The sequence below is a fragment of the Streptomyces sp. NPDC096048 genome (genome assembly GCF_044763415.1).
Classification (GTDB): Bacteria; Actinomycetota; Actinomycetes; order Streptomycetales; family Streptomycetaceae; genus Streptomyces.
Window position 1 is genome coordinate 142,353 of sequence record NZ_JBIWGG010000007.1, and the last position, 19,241, is coordinate 161,593.

15 protein-coding genes are annotated in these 19,241 nt (G+C 71.9%); 12 read left to right on the forward strand and 3 right to left on the reverse strand.

Annotated features, from left to right (window positions below; all coding sequences use genetic code 11):
* Nucleotides 1–17: 17 nt before the first annotated feature.
* Complete coding sequence (locus ACIQ6R_RS20640) at nt 18–1,529, reverse strand: S1C family serine protease (RefSeq protein ID WP_404222769.1); 1,512 nt, start codon at nt 1,527–1,529, stop codon at nt 18–20.
* Between the two features lie 261 nt (nt 1,530–1,790).
* On the opposite strand from ACIQ6R_RS20640, the gene ACIQ6R_RS20645 reads away from it, so the two are divergent.
* The 3 genes from ACIQ6R_RS20645 (at nt 1,791) to ACIQ6R_RS20655 (ending at nt 4,711) form a co-directional block, all read left to right on the forward strand.
* A complete protein-coding gene (locus ACIQ6R_RS20645) occupies nt 1,791–2,618 on the forward strand; it encodes a glycerophosphodiester phosphodiesterase (RefSeq protein WP_404172751.1) in 828 nt (275 codons plus the stop codon).
* A 214-nt stretch (nt 2,619–2,832) separates the two neighbouring features.
* Nucleotides 2,833–3,384, forward strand: coding sequence for an ATP-binding protein (locus ACIQ6R_RS20650; RefSeq protein WP_404222771.1), 552 nt, complete (start codon nt 2,833–2,835; stop codon nt 3,382–3,384).
* Between the two features lie 355 nt (nt 3,385–3,739).
* Nucleotides 3,740–4,711, forward strand: coding sequence for a DUF5926 family protein (locus tag ACIQ6R_RS20655; RefSeq protein ID WP_404222772.1), 972 nt, complete (start codon nt 3,740–3,742; stop codon nt 4,709–4,711).
* Between the two features lie 1,113 nt (nt 4,712–5,824).
* Here the strand turns inward: ACIQ6R_RS20655 and ACIQ6R_RS20660 are convergent.
* Nucleotides 5,825–6,490 carry a bifunctional DNA primase/polymerase gene (locus ACIQ6R_RS20660; RefSeq protein ID WP_404222774.1) on the reverse strand — a complete coding sequence of 222 codons (666 nt, stop codon included), beginning with the start codon at nt 6,488–6,490 and terminating at the stop codon, nt 5,825–5,827.
* Nucleotides 6,491–7,140: 650 nt separating this feature from the next.
* On the opposite strand from ACIQ6R_RS20660, the gene ACIQ6R_RS20665 reads away from it, so the two are divergent.
* Entirely contained in the window at nt 7,141–8,664 is a 1,524-nt protein-coding gene (locus tag ACIQ6R_RS20665) for a PP2C family protein-serine/threonine phosphatase (protein WP_404222776.1), read from the forward strand.
* A gap of 322 nt (nt 8,665–8,986) precedes the next feature.
* The gene (locus ACIQ6R_RS20670) at nt 8,987–10,480 is read left to right on the forward strand and encodes an aminopeptidase P family protein (protein ID WP_404222777.1); all 1,494 of its coding nucleotides are present in this window, start codon (nt 8,987–8,989) and stop codon (nt 10,478–10,480) included.
* A 140-nt stretch (nt 10,481–10,620) separates the two neighbouring features.
* Here ACIQ6R_RS20670 and ACIQ6R_RS20675 read toward each other — a convergent pair whose 3' ends face one another.
* A complete protein-coding gene (locus ACIQ6R_RS20675) occupies nt 10,621–11,085 on the reverse strand; it encodes an ATP-binding protein (RefSeq protein WP_404222778.1) in 465 nt (154 codons plus the stop codon).
* A gap of 233 nt (nt 11,086–11,318) precedes the next feature.
* On the opposite strand from ACIQ6R_RS20675, the gene ACIQ6R_RS20680 reads away from it, so the two are divergent.
* From ACIQ6R_RS20680 to pheA, 7 genes are all read left to right on the forward strand, one after another.
* Nucleotides 11,319–12,167: a hypothetical protein gene (locus ACIQ6R_RS20680; RefSeq protein WP_404222780.1), complete on the forward strand. Its 849-nt coding sequence runs from the start codon at nt 11,319–11,321 to the stop codon at nt 12,165–12,167.
* A 150-nt stretch (nt 12,168–12,317) separates the two neighbouring features.
* Entirely contained in the window at nt 12,318–13,076 is a 759-nt protein-coding gene (locus tag ACIQ6R_RS20685) for a YcnI family protein (RefSeq protein WP_404222781.1), read from the forward strand.
* Nucleotides 13,077–13,205: 129 nt separating this feature from the next.
* On the forward strand, nt 13,206–13,856 hold the full coding sequence (locus ACIQ6R_RS20690) for an SCO family protein (RefSeq protein ID WP_404172775.1): 651 nt from the start codon (nt 13,206–13,208) through the stop codon (nt 13,854–13,856).
* Nucleotides 13,853–14,338 carry a copper chaperone PCu(A)C gene (locus ACIQ6R_RS20695; protein ID WP_404222782.1) on the forward strand — a complete coding sequence of 162 codons (486 nt, stop codon included), beginning with the start codon at nt 13,853–13,855 and terminating at the stop codon, nt 14,336–14,338. The genes ACIQ6R_RS20690 and ACIQ6R_RS20695 overlap by 4 nt, the downstream gene beginning before the upstream one ends.
* Before the next feature lie 13 nt (nt 14,339–14,351).
* Complete coding sequence (locus ACIQ6R_RS20700; RefSeq protein WP_404222783.1) at nt 14,352–16,403, forward strand: copper resistance protein CopC; 2,052 nt, start codon at nt 14,352–14,354, stop codon at nt 16,401–16,403.
* An 8-nt stretch (nt 16,404–16,411) separates the two neighbouring features.
* Entirely contained in the window at nt 16,412–17,734 is a 1,323-nt protein-coding gene (gene efeB / locus ACIQ6R_RS20705) for an iron uptake transporter deferrochelatase/peroxidase subunit (protein ID WP_404222784.1), read from the forward strand.
* A gap of 80 nt (nt 17,735–17,814) precedes the next feature.
* Entirely contained in the window at nt 17,815–18,747 is a 933-nt protein-coding gene (gene pheA, locus ACIQ6R_RS20710) for a prephenate dehydratase (RefSeq protein ID WP_404172787.1), read from the forward strand.
* Nucleotides 18,748–19,241: the final 494 nt, after the last annotated feature.

Genomic DNA, 19,241 nt, shown 5'->3' on the forward strand with positions numbered 1-19,241 from the left:
GCGCGAGGGTGCGTGGGTCAGTCGTCGCCGATCTTGGAGCCCAGGGTGAGTTCGGTCGTGCGCTCGTTGCCGCCGCGCTCGTAGGTGACCGTGACCTTGTCGCCGGGCTTGTGGGTCCAGATCTCGCCGATCAGGGTCGGGCCGCTGTCGATCACGCGGTCGTCGAGCTTGGTGATGAGGTCGCCGGGCTTGAGGCCCGCGTCGGCGGCGGGGCCGCCCGGCTCGACCGGCTCGGAACCGCCCACGCCCTGCTCGGTGAGCTTGGCGCCGTTCGTCGTCTCCTCGAGGGAGACGGAGGCGCCGATCTTCGCGTACACCGGCTTGCCGGTCTTGATCAGCTGCTTGGCGACGAACTCGGCCTGGTTCACGGGGATGGCGAAGCCCAGGCCGATCGAGCCGGCCTGGCCGGTGCCGAAGCCGCCGTTGCTCGTGGACTGGATGGCCGAGTTGATGCCGATGACGTTGCCCTGTGCGTCGAGGAGGGGGCCGCCGGAGTTGCCCGGGTTGATCGACGCGTCGGTCTGCAGGGCGCTCATGTAGGACGCCTTGCTGCTGCCGCTGCCGTCGCTGGAGGCCACGGGGCGGTTCTTGGCGCTGATGATGCCCGTGGTCACCGTGTCGGACAGCCCGAAGGGGGCGCCGATGGCGATCGTGGAGTCGCCGACGGCGACCTTGTCGGAGTCGCCGAGGGGCAGCGGCTTCAGGTCCGAGGGGGCGTTCTCCAGCTTGATGACCGCCACGTCGTAGCCCTGGGCGTGGCCGACCACCTCGGCGGCGTACTTCTTGCCGCTGGGGAAGGTCGCGCTGAGCTTGCCGCCGTCGACCGCCTCCGCCACCACGTGGTTGTTGGTGACGATGTGGCCCTGCTTGTCGAAGACGAACCCGGTGCCGGTGCCGCCCTCGCCGTTGCTGCCCTCCGCCTGGATGGTGACCGTGCTGGGCAGCGCCTTGGCGGCCACACCGGCGACCGTGCCCGCCTCACGCTTGACGGAGCCGCCGGTGTCGGAGGCGGAGACCGTCGTCGAGCCGGACTCGTCGTTGTTCTTGGCCAGGGTGTAGCCGAGGCCGCCGCCCAGACCGCCCGCGACCAGCGCGGCGATCAGGAGCGCGGCGACCACGCCGCCACGGCCGCGGCCCGACTTCGGCGCGGGCTGCTGGTACGAGGAGCCCCAGCCGCCGGAACCGTCCCCGCCTCCGCCGCCGTACGACGGGGTGCCCGGCGGCGGGGGCGGCGGCCAGGAGGCGTCGGGGGCGGAGTGCCCCTGGGGCGCGGCCGGACCGTGGGCGGCATGCGCACCGTGGGAGGCGGCCGGGTCCTGCGGAGCGGCCTGGTGCGGGGCGCCGGTGGGAGCGGGGGCCTGGCCGAAGCCGTCGTGGGGCTGCGGGTCCGCGGGCGTGTGGGAGGGCGGCTGGTCCGGGTGCGGCTGGGCCGGCTGGGCCGGCTGGGCGGAGGCTGCGGGAGATTCCACCGGCACGGGAGGTGCGGACGGGGCCGGGGGTACCGCGGTGCCCTCGTTCTCGGTGCTCACAGCTTCTCTCCTCGTTCCACGGCAGTTTGTCGGTCGCACTGGTCGCGCTCAGCCACGCTCACGCGCTGCTCCACGGTCCGGCGCGACGCAGATGTGCGGTGTTTTCGTATGCCATCAGCTTTTCCCACGGGCCGTCAGAGCACCATAAGCGGTTGCTGTGGGTCCACGGTCGGCCTTTATATGGGTCATCCAAGACTAAACGGACGTGCGCACGATGACTCCGGTGGCACGTCTACCCGTCCACGGTGGCACCATGACGCGGTGACCCACGCACGACAGCACCGGATCCAGGTCGTCGCCCACCGAGGAGCCTCCGAGGAGGCGCCCGAGCACACCCTGGCCGCGTACCGGAAGGCGATCGAGGACGGGGCGGACGCCCTCGAGTGCGATGTGCGCCTGACCGCCGACGGTCATCTCGTCTGCGTTCACGACTGGCGCGTCAACCGTACGTCCAACGGCCGCGGCGCGGTGTCGGCGCTGGAGCTGGCCGATCTGGCCGCGCTGGACTTCGGTGCCCGCAGGACCCGGGAGTTCTGGCGGACGCGCGACGAGCAGCCCGACTGGGAGCACCGGCCCGAGGACCGGGAGGAGACCTCCGTTCTGACCCTGGAGCGGCTGCTCCAGCTGGTGTCCGACGCGGGGCGGCGGGTGGAGCTGGCCATCGAGACCAAGCACCCCACGCGATGGGCGGGACAGGTGGAGGAGCGGCTGCTGATACTCCTGAAGCGGTTCGGGCTCGACGCTCCGGCCTCGGCGGCCGAGTCCCCGGTGCGCGTGATGAGCTTCTCGGCCCGCTCGCTGCACCGGGTGCGCGCCGCGTCGCCGACCCTGCCGACCGTCTACCTGATGCAGTTCGTCTCACCCCGCCTGCGGGACGGGCGGCTGCCCGCGGGTGTCCGGATCGCGGGCCCTTCGATCCGGATCGTACGGAACCATCCCGCCTACATCGAACGCCTGAAGCGGGCCGGACACCAGGTGCACGTGTGGACCGTGAACGAGACGGCGGACGTGGATCTCTGCGCCGACCTGGGCGTCGACGCCATCATCACCAACCGGCCACGCGCGGTACTGGACCACCTCGGTCACTGATCCGTCCGTAAACCTTGACCCGGCGGCCCTTCTCCCGCATTCTCCGGTCTCGGCCACACCGACGAAATCCAGCCACGCGGTTACGGGGAGTGCTCCGGCGCGTTCGGTACGTGTTCGACCGTGTCGAATGCGTCACTGGGCGGGGACCGGCCGGTTTCCGGTTCAGGCCAGAAGGGCATCCACACCGTGGCGTGGGGCGAAGGAGGTCTCGGGGGTGGCGTTGGTGGTGGCACAGGAGGTGCCCACGTCGTCGAGCATGGCCGTTCCCCATGGCCCTGCGGGCGTGGGGAAAGCAAGGCACCGGATGCGGGAGCAGTTGCGCCGCGGCGGTGTCGCGGAATCGGTCATCGACGACGCCGTACTGGTCCTTTCCGAACTCTTGAGCAACGCGTGCAAACACGGCCGTCCGCTGGGTGACGCCCTGGCCGGTGACGGCGATGTGCGCGCCGCGTGGCAGGTGGACACGGGTGGCCGGCTCGTCGTGGAGGTCACGGACGGCGGCGGACCGACCCGCCCAGCCCCGGCGACCCCTTCGGTCACCGCGCGCGGCGGCCGTGGGCTGAACATCATCACCGCGCTCGCCGACGACTGGGGCGTACGGGACGACGCGCGCGGTGAGGTCACGGTGTGGGTCGTCGTCCACGACGACGTGCACGACCCGGAGGCCGGGCACCGGCGCGACGACTTCGCCACCCGGATCACGGCACCGGCCGTGTCGGAGATCCCCGGCCTGGACTTCGCGGAGGCCTTCGAGGACCTGGGGTGACCGGTTGGAGGACCTGGGCCGACCGGTTCCAGCGCCTGGCCCGACCGATTTGAGGACCTGGGCCAACCGGTTCGAGGGCCTGGCCCGACCGGGCGGCCTCGCGCACTCTGACGCGGCGGACCCGCGCGCTCCCCCGGTGGGCCCTGGCAAGCCGACCGGCGGGCCGGCGCGCGCGGGAAGCCCGAGGCAGAGAAGGGAAGCCGAGGGAGGCCGAGGAAAGCCGAGGGAAACCCAGGGGAGTCTCCGGGGCGAGTTGTCCACGGGAGGCCCGTTGTCCACAGGGTCCCGTCGGCCGGGCGGTAAACGGCTAGGCTCGCGCCCGTACGAGATGAGCCGCAAACGGGAGACACCCACGATGGCCAAGAAGCGACCCCAGACGAAGGCCAAGCGCCCCCAGCCCACCGGCGCTGACGGGAACTTCCCGGTCGTCGGCGCCCGCGAGCCCTGCCCCTGCGGCAGCGGCCGCCGCTACAAGGCCTGCCACGGCCGGGCCGCCGCGCAGGCCACGACCGAGCTCGTGCAGCGCCCGTTCGAGGGGCTGCCCGGCGAGTGCGACTGGGTGGCCCTGCGCGAGCTGGTGCCCGCGGCGACGGTCGGGCTGACCCTGAAGGACGGCCTGCCCGACGGCGTTCCCTCCGTCACCCTTGCCACGGTGCTGCCGATGGCCTGGCCGGCCCTGCGCCGCGACGACGGCTCGGTCCTGCTCGGCCTGCAGAACGACACGGCGTCGGGCGACATCAGCCGCGACCTCGCCGACACCCTCCAGCGGGCGCTGACCGCCGCACCGGGTACTCCGGTGCAGGGCCGCCGCGCGCCGGCCGACGGCCCCCGGCTGCAGGACCTGCTCGCGCCCGAGGGGGCGTTCGAGCCGGTCGTGCACGAGGGCTTCGAGTTCTGGGTCCCGGACCCGGAGAACGCCACGCCGGAGGTGACCGCCTCCCTGGAGCGGGCCAACGCCGCGGCCATCCCGACCGTCCGGCTCCAGGGTGTGGACTCCGCCTACTGGTGCGAGACGCCGGAGAAGAACCACCTGCGCTGGGTCATGCCGCACGAGGAGGAGCGGCTTCTGGACGCTCTTGCCCGGCTGCACGCCGCGGGCCGGTCGTCTCTCGGCGAGCGCACCCGCCTGGTCGGCTCCTTCCGTGCTCACGGGCTCACGGTCCCGGTGTGGGACCTGCCGAGCGAGGTCACCGCACAGGACGTCGAGAAGCCGGCGGCCGAGTTCGCCGAGCGGCTCGCCGAGGCCCTGGCCACCGACGCCCCGCTCACCCCCGACGAGCGCCGGGCACGCGGCGGTCTGACCAACCGGCAGGTAACCCTCAGCTGACGCGCCACTGCCGAAACCGGCCCGGCTGACCGACCGGTCAGCCGGGACTCCGGTCCGGGAACGCGTGACTCCGGTCACAACTCCCCGCGAAGACAGGCCAGTCGGTGACCGGAAAACAAGAGATCGAATTTGCTAACCGCCGATCTCTTGTTACCGTTCGAGTAGCCCGGTTGCTGGTGCATCCCCCGTCGCCAGCAACCGGGTCTTTCCATGCGCCCGGTCGCACACGCACGGCAGTCGCCCGTCAACTCACTGTTCCCGCAGGCGAGTTGCCCGACCCGGCTCCGCTGTGCCCAGCACCTCCAGGACTCCCGGCACCTCCGTTGCCGCCACCGCTTACGCCGCTCCCGTCATGCCGGTCGCTCCCGTCATGCCCGTCACGCTGGTCGCTCTCGTCGCTGCGGTTGCTACCGGTACGCAGCAGCAGTGGCCCGTACCCGGCCCGTGCCGCGAACTCCGCGACCGCGGTGTACGCCGTCGGTCCACCCCGGACGCGTTCCCTGGGCGTCTCGCAGGTGCCCGGAGCGTCCTCGGCACCCACCGCGCAGCGCATCCGCACGCTGCGCCCGTCGGGCCCCATGAGGCTCAGCACGGATTCGAGCGGGTCACCCGTCGCGTTGCGGTAGTAGGTCCGCGCCCAGGTCTCCGGCCCCTGCGTCACGACACAGGTCTGCGCCTCGACTCCCTCGGGCGAGGTGAGCTCGGGACCACAGCGCACGGCGGTGGCCGGGCCAGGGGGCAACGGGGACCGGGCGGCCGCGGCCGGGGCACGGCCGGCTCCTGCGGGCGCCTTCCCGTCCCCGTCCCCGTCCTGCGAGAGGAGACGGACGGCTGGAGGGCTCTCCTCCTCCCCCTCACCCGGGGGCCCCGCGGACGCCACAGCGAACGGCAGCACGACCGCGCACACCACGACACCGACGAGCCCGTACAGACGGATCCGCTGGCGGTCCGGACCGCCGAGGCGCGGCCCTGCACGGCCCGGCCGCCAGGCGGCGCGGTGCGCCCTGGCCGCACGATGCGACCCGGCGGCTCGGTGCTCCCCAGCATGAAGCGGCATGGGGCGGACGATAACGACCACAGGCGTGCGCGGACTTCCGCGCACGCCGGACACCCCTACAACTCGGGCGCGCTCACACCCGTACGAGTGAGGGCGTCGACCACGGCGTCCACCACGGCCTCCACGTCGGGCACCCAGGGTGAGGCGGAGCCGGGCAGCGGCGCCCGCTCCCAACGGACGGCGCCTCCACCGGTCTCGGACGGGGGCAGCGCGAGATAGCCGCCCTCGCCGTGGAAGCGCAGTGAACCGGGGACGAAGTCCTTGGCGTAGAGCAGCTCGCCCAGCTGCTCCATCGAGTACGGCTTGACCAGCAGCGACCAGCGGGTGGGCGAGGCCACGACCGGCCCGAGCCGCAGGCCCGCGCGGTCGAGTGCGGCAAGGGCGTGGGCGGCCGGCAGGGCGGGCAGGGAGACGGCGCACGGGGCGATGCCCCCGGTGGCCAGGACGATCGGCGCGGTGGGGCGGTTGGTCCACCACCAGCGCACCATGCGCCCGTCGGTGGTGGCGGCGAGGAGGCCGGGGTCGAAGGGGTGCGCGCCGGGCACCGTGCACTCCGGGTCGGGGCAGCCGCAGCGCGACCGCGCCCGCGGGTCCGCCGCCACGCCCGGGAGTACGGGCCACTGCCATTGCGTCGCGTAGGTCAGGGCCGCGCCGATCAGCTCAGGCCGTCCGTCGTCGTGCTGGGACAAGAGCCTGCGTCGCCTTCCGAGGATCTCGCGCATGAGCGCTCGTTCCTTTCCGTTGCACGCCTGGCAACACCGTGGTCACATCACACCATGTGTCGATCTCTTCGCTGTGCGTAGCTGGTGGCACATCACACCCCTGCCGAGCAGGACATCACCGCCAAGGGCAAGGGAAACCCCTGCGGTTCGAGCACTGACGTCGAGCACTGACTGCGTCCGCGGCGGTTCCGTCCACACTGCGTCTGTCAAAAGCATGGGCGTGGCGCGGGGGTGGCGAAGTCTGGCGTTTACCGTCCCGCGTATTTCTCTCCGCCTCCGCCACGGGAGGATGGGGCACGGTCGTCGGTGGATAGGACGCCCGGGTCCGCCGCCAGGTTCCGGGTGGTCCCCAACCACCCCTGGCCTTCTCCGAGTACGTACCCATCACGACCGCTGTGACGCTCCGTGAAGCACCCCCAGTCGACCGCAACAAGACGTCCCCTGGGGCAGTTTCAAGCCAATTTCTCATTTCCGCAAGAGGTCGGGAAGGAGGACCCTCGCACCTCACGGACACCAGGAATCCCGGCAGGACAATGCTGGACATCTCCTTACGAGTGCGTGTACATGTGGAGACACTGCTGGCGGCGCAGAATGACATGGGGGTTTGCGATGCTTTTGAGCAGTAAGCGCCGGTCGGAAGGCCGGACGCCATGAACGCCCCGCACCCTGCGAAAGTGGCCGGAATCGATTCAACGGTTCCGTCCCCCGCACACACTGTCGCGTCCGCCGCCCCGGGCGTCTCCCCGGCCACCGCCCCGAACGCCACTGACGCCGCGGACGTCACCGCCGTGTCGGGAACCCCCTGCGCGCCCGGCGCTCTGCTCCAGGACCGGCTGGCCGGCTGGGTGTCGGACCTGACGACCCTGCACGAGCTGACCGAGCGCCTGATCCGTACGGACTCCCTCTCCGACGGCCTCCAGGAAGTACTGCGCGCCGGAGCCGCGCTGGTGGGCGCCCGACGCGGTCTCGTCGTCCTGGAACCGGCCGACGGGCTCGGCCCGGACACCACCATCGGCCTCGGGCTGGCCCGCGCCGACCTCGGCCATATGGAGACCGTCCCCCGAAGTGCCCTGTCCTACGGGCGGATTCTGGACGGGCTGCCGGTCGGTGCGGGCGGGGTCGCCGAGCCCGACCTGTTCGCCGAGAAGAACCTCGACCCCCGCCACCGCGAGGTCGCCGCCCGCCTCGGCTACGCCGCCAGCTACGCGCTCCCCCTGTCCACCGAGGACACCGGGGGCACCGGGGGCACTGGGGACGCGGTGACCGCCGGGGCCACCACGACCATCGGGGCCACCAGGGCCGCCAGGGCCACCGGCGCCACCGGCCGCCTGGGCGCGGCCGTATGGCTCTACGACGAGCCCGCCGAACCGGACGAGCGGCAACGCCACCTCGCCGGCCTCTACGCCCGGCACGCCGCCCGGCACCTGGCCCGCCTGCTGGAAATCGAGCGCACGCGCGCGTGCATGGCGACGATGGCCGAGGAACTGCTGCCCTCCCGCCTGCCGAGGGTGCCCGGCGTGCAGCTCGCCGCCCGGCGCCGCACCGGTCCGCGCGGGGGCGGCGACTGGTACGACGCACTGCCGCTGCCCGACGCCGCGCTCGGTCTCGCCGTCGGGTCCGTCACCGGATCCGGACCCAGCGCGGTCGCCGCGATGGGCCGACTGCGCGCCTCCCTGCGGGCGTACGCCGTGATGGAGGGCGAGGACCCCGTCGCCGTCCTGTCCGATCTGGAGCTGCTGCTGCGTCTCACCGAGCCCGCCCGCTCGGCCACCGCCCTGTTCGGCTACTGCGAGCCCGCGCTGCGCAGGATCACGCTGGCCGGGGCCGGGCACAGCCCGCCGCTGCTGATCGGGGAGCGGCGCACGGAGTTCGTCGAGACCTCCGTCTCCGCGCCGCTCGGCATGCTCGCCTGCTGGGAGGCGCCGAGCGTGGAACTCCAGGCCGAGCCCGGAGAGACGGTTCTGCTGTACACCGACGGACTGCTGCACCGCACCGGCGACCCGGCCGACCGGGCCTTCGCCCGGCTGCACGCGGCGGCGGCCGGCGTACCCCGGGCCGACCGCCACGACCCGGACGCCGTCGTCCAGCACGTCCTGCGCACGGTGCTGCCCGACGGGAAGGCCGAGGCCGACTCCGAGGAGGACGTGGTCCTGCTGGCCGTGCGGTTCGAATAACGGACCCGGCCCGAATGACGGACCCGGCCCGAATGACGGACCCGGCCGAATGACGGGCCCGACTCGAATCACGGACCCGGCTAACGGACCCGACTCGAAATAACGGGCCCGACTCGAACAAGGGCCCGGCTGTTCCAACACCCGACTCCGACCCGGAACCGATATCGGGCGGAGCCGAATCCCGGATATCGGGCACTGCCGTCCCGCACGCCACACATAGCGGACGGTAGCGCCTCCGTGTAACAGGCCCTTCGACCCTGGGCCCCCTTCCGTACGACCGTACGATGGGGGGTGGTCCAGTGCCGTATCAAGGAGGATGACCGTGGCGGAGGAGCTCACCTCGGAGAACCCGGAGAACCCGGAGATCTCGGAGAACCCGGAGACCCCGGAAGAGTCCGAAGAGCCGATCAAGCAGCGCAAGAACGGCCTGTACCCGGGCGTGTCCGACGAGCTGGCCGAGAACATGAAGTCCGGCTGGGCCGACACGGAGCTGCGCGACCTGGAGCCCATCGCCCAGGCCGCCGAGACCGCCGCGCGCCGCGCAGCGCTGTCCGCCCGCTTCCCGGGCGAGCGCCTGGTGATCCCCGCGGGCAACCTGAAGACCCGCTCGAACGACACGGAGTACCCCTTCCGCGCCTCGGTCGAGTATGCCTACCTCACCGGCAACCAGACGGAGGACGGCGTCCTGGTCCTGGAGCCCAAGGGCGACGGCCACACCGCGACGATCTACCTCCTGCCGCGCTCCGACCGTGAGAACGGCGAGTTCTGGCTCGACGGCCAGGGCGAGCTGTGGGTCGGCCGCCGCCACTCCCTCACCGAGGCGGAGAAGCGCTACGGCATCCCCGCCTCCGACGTGCGCGAACTGGCCGACAGCCTGCGGGAGGCCACCGGCCCGGTGCGCGTCGTGCGCGGCTTCGACGTCGGCATCGAGACGGCCCTGACCGACAAGGTCACCGCCGAGCGCGACGAGGAACTGCGCGTCTTCCTCTCCGAGGCCCGCCTGGTCAAGGACGAGTTCGAGATCGGCGAGCTGCAGAAGGCCGTCGACTCCACCGTGCGCGGCTTCGAGGACGTCGTGAAGGTCCTCGACAAGGCCGAGGCGACGAGTGAGCGCTACATCGAGGGCACCTTCTTCCTCCGCGCGCGCGTGGAGGGCAACGACGTCGGCTACGGCTCGATCTGCGCCGCGGGACCGCACGCCTGCACCCTGCACTGGGTGCGCAACGACGGCCCGGTCCGCTCCGGCGACCTGCTGCTGCTCGACGCGGGCGTGGAGACGCACACGTACTACACCGCCGACGTCACGCGCACGCTGCCGATCAACGGCCGCTACAGCGAGCTGCAGAAGAAGATCTACGACGCCGTGTACGACGCTCAGGAGGCCGGCATCGCGGCGGTGAAGCCGGGCGCCAAGTACCGCGACTTCCACGACGCGTCCCAGCGCGTGCTGGCCGAGCGGCTCGTCGAGTGGGGCCTGGTCGAGGGCCCCGTCGAGCGGGTGCTGGAGCTGGGTCTGCAGCGCCGCTGGACGCTGCACGGCACCGGCCACATGCTCGGCATGGACGTCCACGACTGCGCCGCCGCGCGCGTGGAGTCGTACGTCGACGGCACGCTGGAGCCCGGCATGGTACTCACCGTCGAGCCGGGCCTGTACTTCCAGGCCGACGACCTGACCGTGCCCGAGGAGTACCGGGGCATCGGCGTCCGCATCGAGGACGACATCCTCGTCACCGCGGACGGCAACCGGAACCTGTCCGCCGGGCTGCCGCGCCGGTCGGACGAGGTCGAGGAGTGGATGGCGGCGCTGAAGGGCTGAATGAAGGGCTGAATGAAGGACTGAACCACGGGCTGATCCGCGGTTCGATGGCCGGGTACCTCACGGGTACCCGGCCGTCGACGTGCCCAGTCGGGCGCGACAGGGCGCGACAGGGGGGCGCCGGAGCCACGGAGGTGCCGTCAGACCGCCAGCAGCGGAGTGCCCTCACGCCACTTGAGGATCTTGTCGAAGCTCACCACGGCACCGGACCGGCCCGGCGTGCTGCCGATGTGGACGTGGTCGGCGAGTTCCCGGATGAGACACAGGCCGCGGCCGTCCTCGGCGTCGTCGGGCACCGGTCGGACCGCTCCCCCCGGCCGGTCCGGAGCGGACGCGGGAAATCCCGGGCCCGTGTCGGCTACCTCGATGCGGCACAGCTCTCCGTCGAGGTAGGCCGTGACGCGGTACGCCTTCGAGGAGCTGTCGGGTGCGTCGTCCCCACCGTGCTCCACGGCGTTGGCGCAGGCCTCGCTCAGTGCGACGGAGAGGTCGAAGGAGATGTCGGGGTCGACGCCCGCGGTCTCCATGGTGCCGATCAGCAGGCGGCGGGCCAGGGGCACGCTCGCAGCCTCGCGCCGCAAATGGAGTGACCACCAGATGCTCATGCTCCAGCCTCCCGGCCGCGGCTCGACATACCGTTACGTATTGCCCCCCGTGGCCGTGCGTAAGCGCGGACGCCGGGTGAGACCGCCCATATGGCGGATGCGTCCATGCCGCCGATCGGTGTATGTGGGGCGGCTCGCACCAGAGAGTGATCTTCCGGTGCTCTTCCGGTCGTACGTCACCTTGTGGACCTGCCGTACGGCGCGGGGGGTGCCAGTGCGATGATGAGGCCGCCATGACTGCCCCCCACCCGCCAACGGCGCGCTCCGGAAACGATCTCCGGATCCTGCGGGCCGCGGTGTTCGCCGCGGTCTGCGTCGTGCTGGCCGCGGCGGGGCACACCCTCGCCTCCTGCGCCGGTGTTCCGCTGTGGTCGCTGGGCGCGGGATTCCTCGGGGTGGTCGTGGTCGCCGCACCCCTCGCCGGACGCGAGCGCTCGCTGCCCGGCATAGCGGTGCTGCTCACCGTCGGGCAGACCGCGCTGCACACCCTGTTCGGCCTCGGCCAGCACGGTTCCGCGACGGTCACGGCGGCCGGTACGACCGCCGCGTCCACCGGCGGGTCGGGCGCGCTGTCCGACGCGTCGCTGGTCCAGCAGGCGGCACGGCTGGTGTGCGGGACCACCGCGGCGGCGATCAGCCCGGCCCAGGCCGAGCGGATCCTCACCGACGCGCGGATCGCCCCGGACGTCGGCGCCGGCGCGGCGCACCACCCCGCGGACGCCCTGTCCACCGCCGGCTCCTCGGCCTCGCTGCTGCCGTCCCTGCCGATGCTGCTGGGCCACGTCCTCGCGGCCCTGGCCGCCGGCTGGCTGCTGCGCCGCGGCGACCTGGCCCTGGCCCGGCTCGTCGAACTGTCGGCCCACTCGGCCCAGTCGGTGGCCGAGGCCGCGTTCGTACGAGCACTGCGCGCGGCGCTCTCCCTGGTATACGCCCTGCACGCCGGGCTCGCCGGCGTTCCCGGAACGGGCCCGCGCCTGCCGCACACCGCTCGGTTGGCGCCGCCGCGGCCCCGCACCACCGCACTCCAGCACACGGTGATCAGGCGCGGCCCGCCGAGCGACGTGTTCGCCCTCGCCGCCTGACACGACGCGACCACCACCCCGCTCCGGCCTGCCCATCGGCCGCCGTGCGGAGGGGCCGCCGTCGTGCGGCACGCGCGCGTGCGCGCATCCCTCCCGTCACCCGTCACCGGCTCAGCACCGGTGGCCCACTCGAAGCGGAGTGCTCCGTCCATGAAGGTCTCTCGTATCGCCGCCGCCGGCGCCGTCTCCGGCATCGCCGTCCTCGCCCTGTCCGCGCCCGCCTTCGCGCACGTCAGCGTGCAGCCGGAGGGCACGGCCGCCAAGGGCGGCTACGCGGTCGTCGGCTTCAAGGTCCCCAACGAACGCGACAACGCCTCCACCACCAAGCTGGAGGTCAACTTCCCCACCGACCACCCGCTGGCGTCCGTGATGCCGCAGCCGGTCCCCGGCTGGAAGGCAGTGGTCACCAAGTCCAAGCCGGCCAAGCCGCTGGAGTCGCACGGGAAGAAGATCACCGAGGTCGTCAGCAAGGTGACCTGGACCGCCGACGGCAAGGGGATCGAGCCCGGCTACTTCCAGAAGTTCCCGGTCTCTCTCGGCGCTCTGCCCGAGGACACCGACGAGCTCGTGTTCAAGGCGATCCAGACCTACGACAACAAGGAGGTCGTGCGCTGGATCGAGGTGCCGCAGGAGGGCCAGGAGGAGCCCGAGAACCCGGCGCCCGTCCTGGAGCTGGCCGCCGCCGAGGACGACGCCCACGGGTCGTCGGGCGCGAAGGCCGAGGACGACACCGAGGCGGCGGCGCAGAACACCGCCGCGGACACCTCCGCCTCCTCCGACTCCGGCTCCGGTGACAGCAGCGACACCACCGCCCGCGTCCTCGGCACCGTCGGCATCGTCGTCGGTGCCGCGGGCGTCGCCTACGGCGTGCTGGCCGGACGCCGGCGCGACTCCGGTGCGTCGGCGTAACCACGCCAGCTCCGATGCGGCGGCGTAACGACGCCGCCGCATCCTCTCGTCCGGTGCGCGCCGGGCGTCCTCCGTCGGTCCGACAGACCCCGCGCGCACCGGAGCACCTCACATCTGGGACATTTTTCTATGCGCAAGAAGACGTTCGCCGCGGCCGCACTGCTCGCCGCCGCCTCCCTGACCCTGTCCGCCTGCGGCAGCGGCGCCGACAGCGACAAGCCCGTCACCGTGGTCTCCGAGGACACCGGCCAGCAGGCCGCCACCGTGCTCGACAAGCCGTTCGAGAAGCCCGACCTGGTCCTCACGGACACCCAGGGCAAGAAGTACGACCTCCGCGAGCGGACCGCCGGCCGGCCCACCCTGATCTACTTCGGCTACACCCACTGCCCCGACGTCTGCCCCCTGACCATGAACAACATCGCCGTGGCCAAGAAGCAGCTGTCCCAGGCCGAGCAGGACAAGCTCCGGATCGTGTTCGTCACCACCGACCCGGAGCGCGACACCCCGGCCGCGCTCGGCAAGTGGCTCAAGGGCATCGACCCGCAGATCGTCGGACTGACCGGCGACTTCGACACCGTCCAGGCCGGCGCCCGCACCCTGGGCATCTCCATCGACCCGCCGACCAAGGACAAGAACGGCAAGATCGTCTCGACGCACGGCACCCAGGTCGTCGCCTTCTCCCCGAAGTCCGACGCGGGCTACGTCCTCTACGGCGAGGACGCCACCGTCGACGACTACACCAAGGACCTCCCCAAGCTCGTCAAGGGAGAGAACCCGTGAAAGGCCGTCCCGCTCTCGCCGCCGTGACGCTGATCGGTGCCCTGGTCCTCGCGGGCTGCGGCGACTCCGACACCGACTCCGGCTCCGACTCCTCGGCCGCCGGTGCCGAACTCTCCGTCGGCGCCGCCTACATACCGCAGCCGGTCTCCGACTCGATGGCGGCGGGCTTCCTCACCATCACCAACAAGGGCGACGCCGAGGACGAGCTGACGTCCGTCACCAGCGAGGCCGGTGACGTCACCGTGCACGAGACCGTCGACGGGACGATGCAGGAGGTCGACCGCCTCCCGATCCCCGCCCACGGTCAACTCGTGTTCAAGAGCGGCGGCAACCACCTGATGTTCGAGAAGCTGAAGCAGCAGCCCAAGCAGGGACAGACGGTCTCCGTCGAACTGCACTTCGCCCACTCCGACCCCGTCATGGTCGAGCTGCCCGTGAAGGCGGCCACCTACCAGCCCACCACCCAACACTCCGGACACTGAGGGAGGGACCACCTTGACGCAGACCATCGCCCCGCGCGTCCGGACCCTGGTGCTGCTGCTCCTGGCCGCGGCCTGCGCGCTGCTCGCCGGCGCCGGGCCGGCCTCCGCGCACGCCGCGCTGACCGGCAGCGACCCCCGGCAGGGGACGGTGGTCGACAAGGCTCCGGCCCAGGTGTCGCTCACCTTCTCCGAGTCGGTCTCCGTGGACGACGACTCGCTGCGCGTCCTCGACCCCCAGGGCGAGCGCGTCGACGACGGCAGGCCGTCCGGCACGAGCGGCACGCAGTACACCGTGAAATTGCACGCGGGGCTGCCCGACGGCACCTACACGGTGACCTACCAGGTCGTCTCCGCCGACAGCCATCCCGTCTCCGGCGCCTACACCTTCTCCATCGGCGCCCCGTCCGAGACCTCCGTCTCCGTCTACGGCGCGGAGGCGGGCGGCGGGGTCGTCGGCTGGCTGTACGGCCTCGGACGGTACGTGTCGTACGCCGGGTTCACCGTGCTGGTGGGCGGCGCCGTCTTCGTCCTCGCCTGCTGGCCGCGCGGGTCCGGCGTCCGGGCCGTGCAGCGGCTCGTCGTCTCCGGATGGCTCGCGCTGACCGCCGCCACCCTCGTGCTGCTCCTGCTGCGCGGCTCCTACACCGGCTCCGGGAAGCTCGGTGACGTCTTCGACCTGAACCTGCTCGGCGAGGCGCTGCAGACCAAGACCGGCGCCGCGCTGGTCTCCCGGCTGCTGCTGCTCGCGGCTGCCGCGCTCTTCGTCGCCGTACTCTTCGGCGCCTACGACAAGCGGGAGGACGAGGAGAAACGGGACCTCACCTTCGGGCTCGCGGTCGGCGGAGCCGTGGTGGCGGCCGGGCTCGCGGCGACCTGGGCGATGTCCGAGCACGCCTCGGTCGGCCTCCAGGCCGGTATCGCCATGCCCGTCGACATCGTCCACCTGCTCGCCGTCGCCGCCTGGCTCGGCGGGCTCACCGCCCTGCTCGTCGCCCTGTACCGGGCGCCCGCGGACACGCCCGTCGCCGCCTCCGCCGTACGGCGGTTCTCGCGGCTCGCCTTCGGCAGCGTGATCGCGCTGGTGGTGACCGGCACCTACCAGTCCTGGCGCCAGCTCGGCTCCTGGACGGCCTTCACCGACACCCGGTACGGACAGCTGCTCCTCGTCAAGATCGGGCTCGTGGCGGTGCTGGTCGGCATCGCCTACCTCTCGCGCCGGTGGACGGCGCAGCTGGCGGAGGCGGCGCCGGCCATCGCCCGTCAGCGGGAGAAGGAGCAGGCCGGGGCGTCCGACGGCCGTAAGACCGAGAAGGCGAGGCCCACCGGGAAGGCGAAGGCCGGCGACCAGGCGAGGTCAGCCGAGAAGGCGAAAGCCGCCGAAAAGGTGTCCGGGGCGGCGAAGGGGGTCGGGGCAACGAAGGGAGTCGGGACAGCGAAGGCTCCCGGGCAGGGCTCCTCCGGTGCGTCGAAGGGCTCCGGCGAATCCCGGCGTGCCGCCCAGCTCGCCCGGCAGCGCGCGGCCGTGGAGGCCGCCCGGCAGAAGCGGCAACGCGACGCCGACCCCCACCGCTTCGGTCTGCGCCGCTCCGTGCTCGCCGAGGCGGGCATCGCCGTCGTGCTGCTCGCCGTCACCACCGTACTGACCCAGACCGAGCCCGGCCGGACCGAGGAGGAGGCCAAGGCAGCCAATTCGTCCCCCGCCGCCACGACCGGCCCCTCCTCCGGTGCGGTCACCCTGGACATGCCCTTCGACACCGGTGGCCAGAACGGCAAGGGAGTCGTACGGGTCGAGCTCGACCCCGCCCGGGTGGGCGCCAACGACATGCACCTCTACGTCGAGCGCCCGAACGGCGACGCCTTCGACATCCCCGAGGTGAAGGTCGCCTTCACCCAGGAGGCCAAGGACATCGGGCCGCTCCCCGTCGTCCCCGACCACATCACCACCGGACACTGGTCGGCGAGCGGAGTGCAGATCCCGATGGCCGGCGACTGGGAGGTCGCCGTGACCGTACGGACCTCCGACATCGACCAGGTGTCCGTCTCCAAGAACGCGCAGATCGGCTGAACCGCACCATGGCTGACCAGTCCATCCCGGAGACCCGTACCCCCGAGGCGACCCGCGGGGCGCCCGGCAAACCCGGGCCGCTCGACTCCGAGAACACCACCACGCGCCAGGGCGTCTCACGGCGGCGGCTGCTCGGCACCGCCGGCGCCACCGGGCTCGTCCTCGGCGCGGCCGGTGGCGCCGCGGGTTACGCCGCCGCGCCCTCCTCAGCGGCCACACCGCTCACCTCGCTGGGCGACGAGCAGGTGATGTTTCACGGGAAACATCAGCCCGGCATCACCACCCCGATGCAGGCCTGCGGGCACCTCGTCGCGTTCGACCTGGCGGCGGGCGCCGGCCGCAGGGAGGCCGCCGCACTGCTGCGCCGCTGGTCCGACACCGCGCGGCGGCTGATGGCGGGGGAGCCTGCCGGTACCCGTGACACGGGCGTGGCCCGGGACGCGGGGCCCTCCTCGCTGACCGTCACCTTCGGTTTCGGGCACAGCTTCTTCGGCAGGACCGGCCTGGACAAGCAGCGCCCGGTAGCCCTCGACCCGCTGCCCGACTTCTCCTCCGACCACCTCGACAAGAACCGCAGCAACGGCGACCTGTGGGTGCAGATCGGCGCCGACGACGCCCTGGTGGCCTTCCACGCCCTGCGCGCGATCCAGCAGGACGCCGGATCGGCCGCCCGGGTCCGATGGCAGATGAACGGCTTCAACCGCTCGCCGGGCGCCACCGCCCACCCCATGACCGCCCGCAACCTCATGGGCCAGGTCGACGGCACTCGCAACCCGAAGCCCGCCGACGCCGACTTCGACCAGCGGATCTTCGTCCCCGGGCAGCCCGGGGAGAGCGAGCAGGCCTGGATGGCGAACGGCTCCTACGCCGTCGTACGCCGCATCCGCATGATCCTCGACGACTGGGAGAAGCTCTCGGTCCAGGCCCAGGAGGACGTCATCGGGCGCCGCAAGTCCGACGGGGCACCTCTGTCCGGGGGCACCGAGACGACCGAGATGGACCTGGAGAAGACGGACGACGCCGGGAACCTGGTCGTCCCGATCAATGCCCATGCCCGCATCACCCGTCCCGACCAGAACGGCGGCGCGGCCATGGTCCGCCGTCCCTTCTCGTACCACGACGGCTTCGACGCGGACGGCGTCCCCGACGCGGGACTGCTCTTCATCTGCTGGCAGGCCGATCCGCTGCGCGGCTTCGTGCCGGTGCAGCGCAAGCTGGACCGGGGTGACGCGCTCTCGCGGTTCATCCGGCACGAGGCGAGCGGTCTGTTCGCGGTGCCGGGCGGGGCGGCGGAGGGAGAGTACGTGGGACAGCGGCTGCTGGAGGGGTGAAACCGGCCGGGAACCACCCCGGAGAGCGGGGTGTGCGGGACACGTGGGCCCGGTCTCCCCGGGCCTATTAGGGTGAGGACATGCCAGCCAGTTACGCGTATCTCGGCCCCGAAGGCACCTTCACCGAAGTCGCTCTGCGCACACTTCCGGAGACGGCGACCCGGGAGCTGGTCCCGTACGTGTCCGTCCAGTCCGCGCTCGACGCGGTCCGCACCGGCGAGGCCGAGGCCGCGTTCGTGCCGATCGAGAACTCCGTGGAGGGTGGCATCACCACCACCCTCGACGAGCTGGTCGCCGGCCAGCCGCTGATGATCTACCGCGAGGTGCTGCTGTCCATCACCTTCGCGCTGCTGGTCCGCCCCGGCACCAAGCTGTCGGACGTCAAGACGGTCACCGCCCACCCGGCGGCCCAGCCCCAGGTACGCAACTGGATCAAGGCGCACCTCCCGGACGTGGCCTGGGAGTCGGCCGCCTCCAACGCCGACGGCGCCCGCCTGGTGCAGGAGGGCCGTTACGACGCGGCGTTCGCCGGCGAGTTCGCCGCGGCCCGCTACGGCCTGGAGGTCCTGGAGGCCGACATCCACGACGCGGAGAACGCGCAGACGCGCTTCGTGCTGGTCGGCCGGCCCGCCAGGCCCGCAGCACCGACCGGCGCGGACAAGACGTCCGTCGTGCTCTGGCAGCGCGACGACCACCCCGGCGGCCTGCGCGACCTGCTGAGCGAGTTCGCGACCCGGGGCGTCAACCTGATGCTGCTGCAGTCCCGGCCCACCGGTGCCGGCATCGGCAACTACTGCTTCTGCATCGACGCCGAGGGGCACATCTCCGACCGCCGGGTGGCCGATGCCCTGATGGGCCTGAAGCGGACCTGTCTCCAGGTGCGCTACCTCGGGTCGTACCCGCGGGCGGAGGCCGAACCGGCGGACGTGGACGCGCTGCGGCGGGGCACCTCCGACGAGGACTTCGTGGCAGCGGCGGACTGGGTGGCGCGCTGCCAGGACGGCCGTTTCTGACGGCCGGAACCGGCCAGTCCTACCTGCTGATTTTCGTTGTCCACAGGAGCGCTCCAAGTTATCCACAGGTCCGCTTCTCGACCTGGGGACAAGTCGACAACGAAGTGGGACTCAGTCGACAAATCCCCCTACAGCCCCCACTTCGTCCACAGGCGTCCAGGTCACCCTTCGTCCACCTGTTTCTCACCCGCCATCCTCCGGAGTGACACCGGGTGCCCTGTTTCCACTCGAAAGTGGGGGCGTGGAGGGTTTGGGTGGCCCACCTCGAGAATTGGGAATGATCACCTCCGTGAGTCCACAGATCTTGCACACAGCCTGTGGATAACTTTTCCCGACGGGGGATTCCTGTGGACAGACGAGCGCACGGAAGGCCTCAAGTCCCGTTCTCCACAAGGAAATCCGGTCAACCCGCCCCTCGTCGGCCGCCTCGTTCCGGGGAATGCGGGCGCCTTTCATTGACGCGCGCGGACCATGCGCGAATCACGTGAGACCGC

Coding starts and splice junctions, on each gene's coding strand:
- ACIQ6R_RS20655 (WP_404222772.1), top strand. CDS start 3,740: ATGGCCAAGAAGCGACCCCAGACGAAGGCCAAGCGCCCCCAGCCCACC.
- ACIQ6R_RS20660 (WP_404222774.1), bottom strand. CDS start 6,490: ATGCGCGAGATCCTCGGAAGGCGACGCAGGCTCTTGTCCCAGCACGAC.
- ACIQ6R_RS20665 (WP_404222776.1), top strand. CDS start 7,141: ATGAACGCCCCGCACCCTGCGAAAGTGGCCGGAATCGATTCAACGGTT.
- ACIQ6R_RS20675 (WP_404222778.1), bottom strand. CDS start 11,085: ATGAGCATCTGGTGGTCACTCCATTTGCGGCGCGAGGCTGCGAGCGTG.
- ACIQ6R_RS20680 (WP_404222780.1), top strand. CDS start 11,319: ATGACTGCCCCCCACCCGCCAACGGCGCGCTCCGGAAACGATCTCCGG.
- ACIQ6R_RS20685 (WP_404222781.1), top strand. CDS start 12,318: ATGAAGGTCTCTCGTATCGCCGCCGCCGGCGCCGTCTCCGGCATCGCC.
- ACIQ6R_RS20690 (WP_404172775.1), top strand. CDS start 13,206: ATGCGCAAGAAGACGTTCGCCGCGGCCGCACTGCTCGCCGCCGCCTCC.
- efeB (WP_404222784.1), top strand. CDS start 16,412: ATGGCTGACCAGTCCATCCCGGAGACCCGTACCCCCGAGGCGACCCGC.
- pheA (WP_404172787.1), top strand. CDS start 17,815: ATGCCAGCCAGTTACGCGTATCTCGGCCCCGAAGGCACCTTCACCGAA.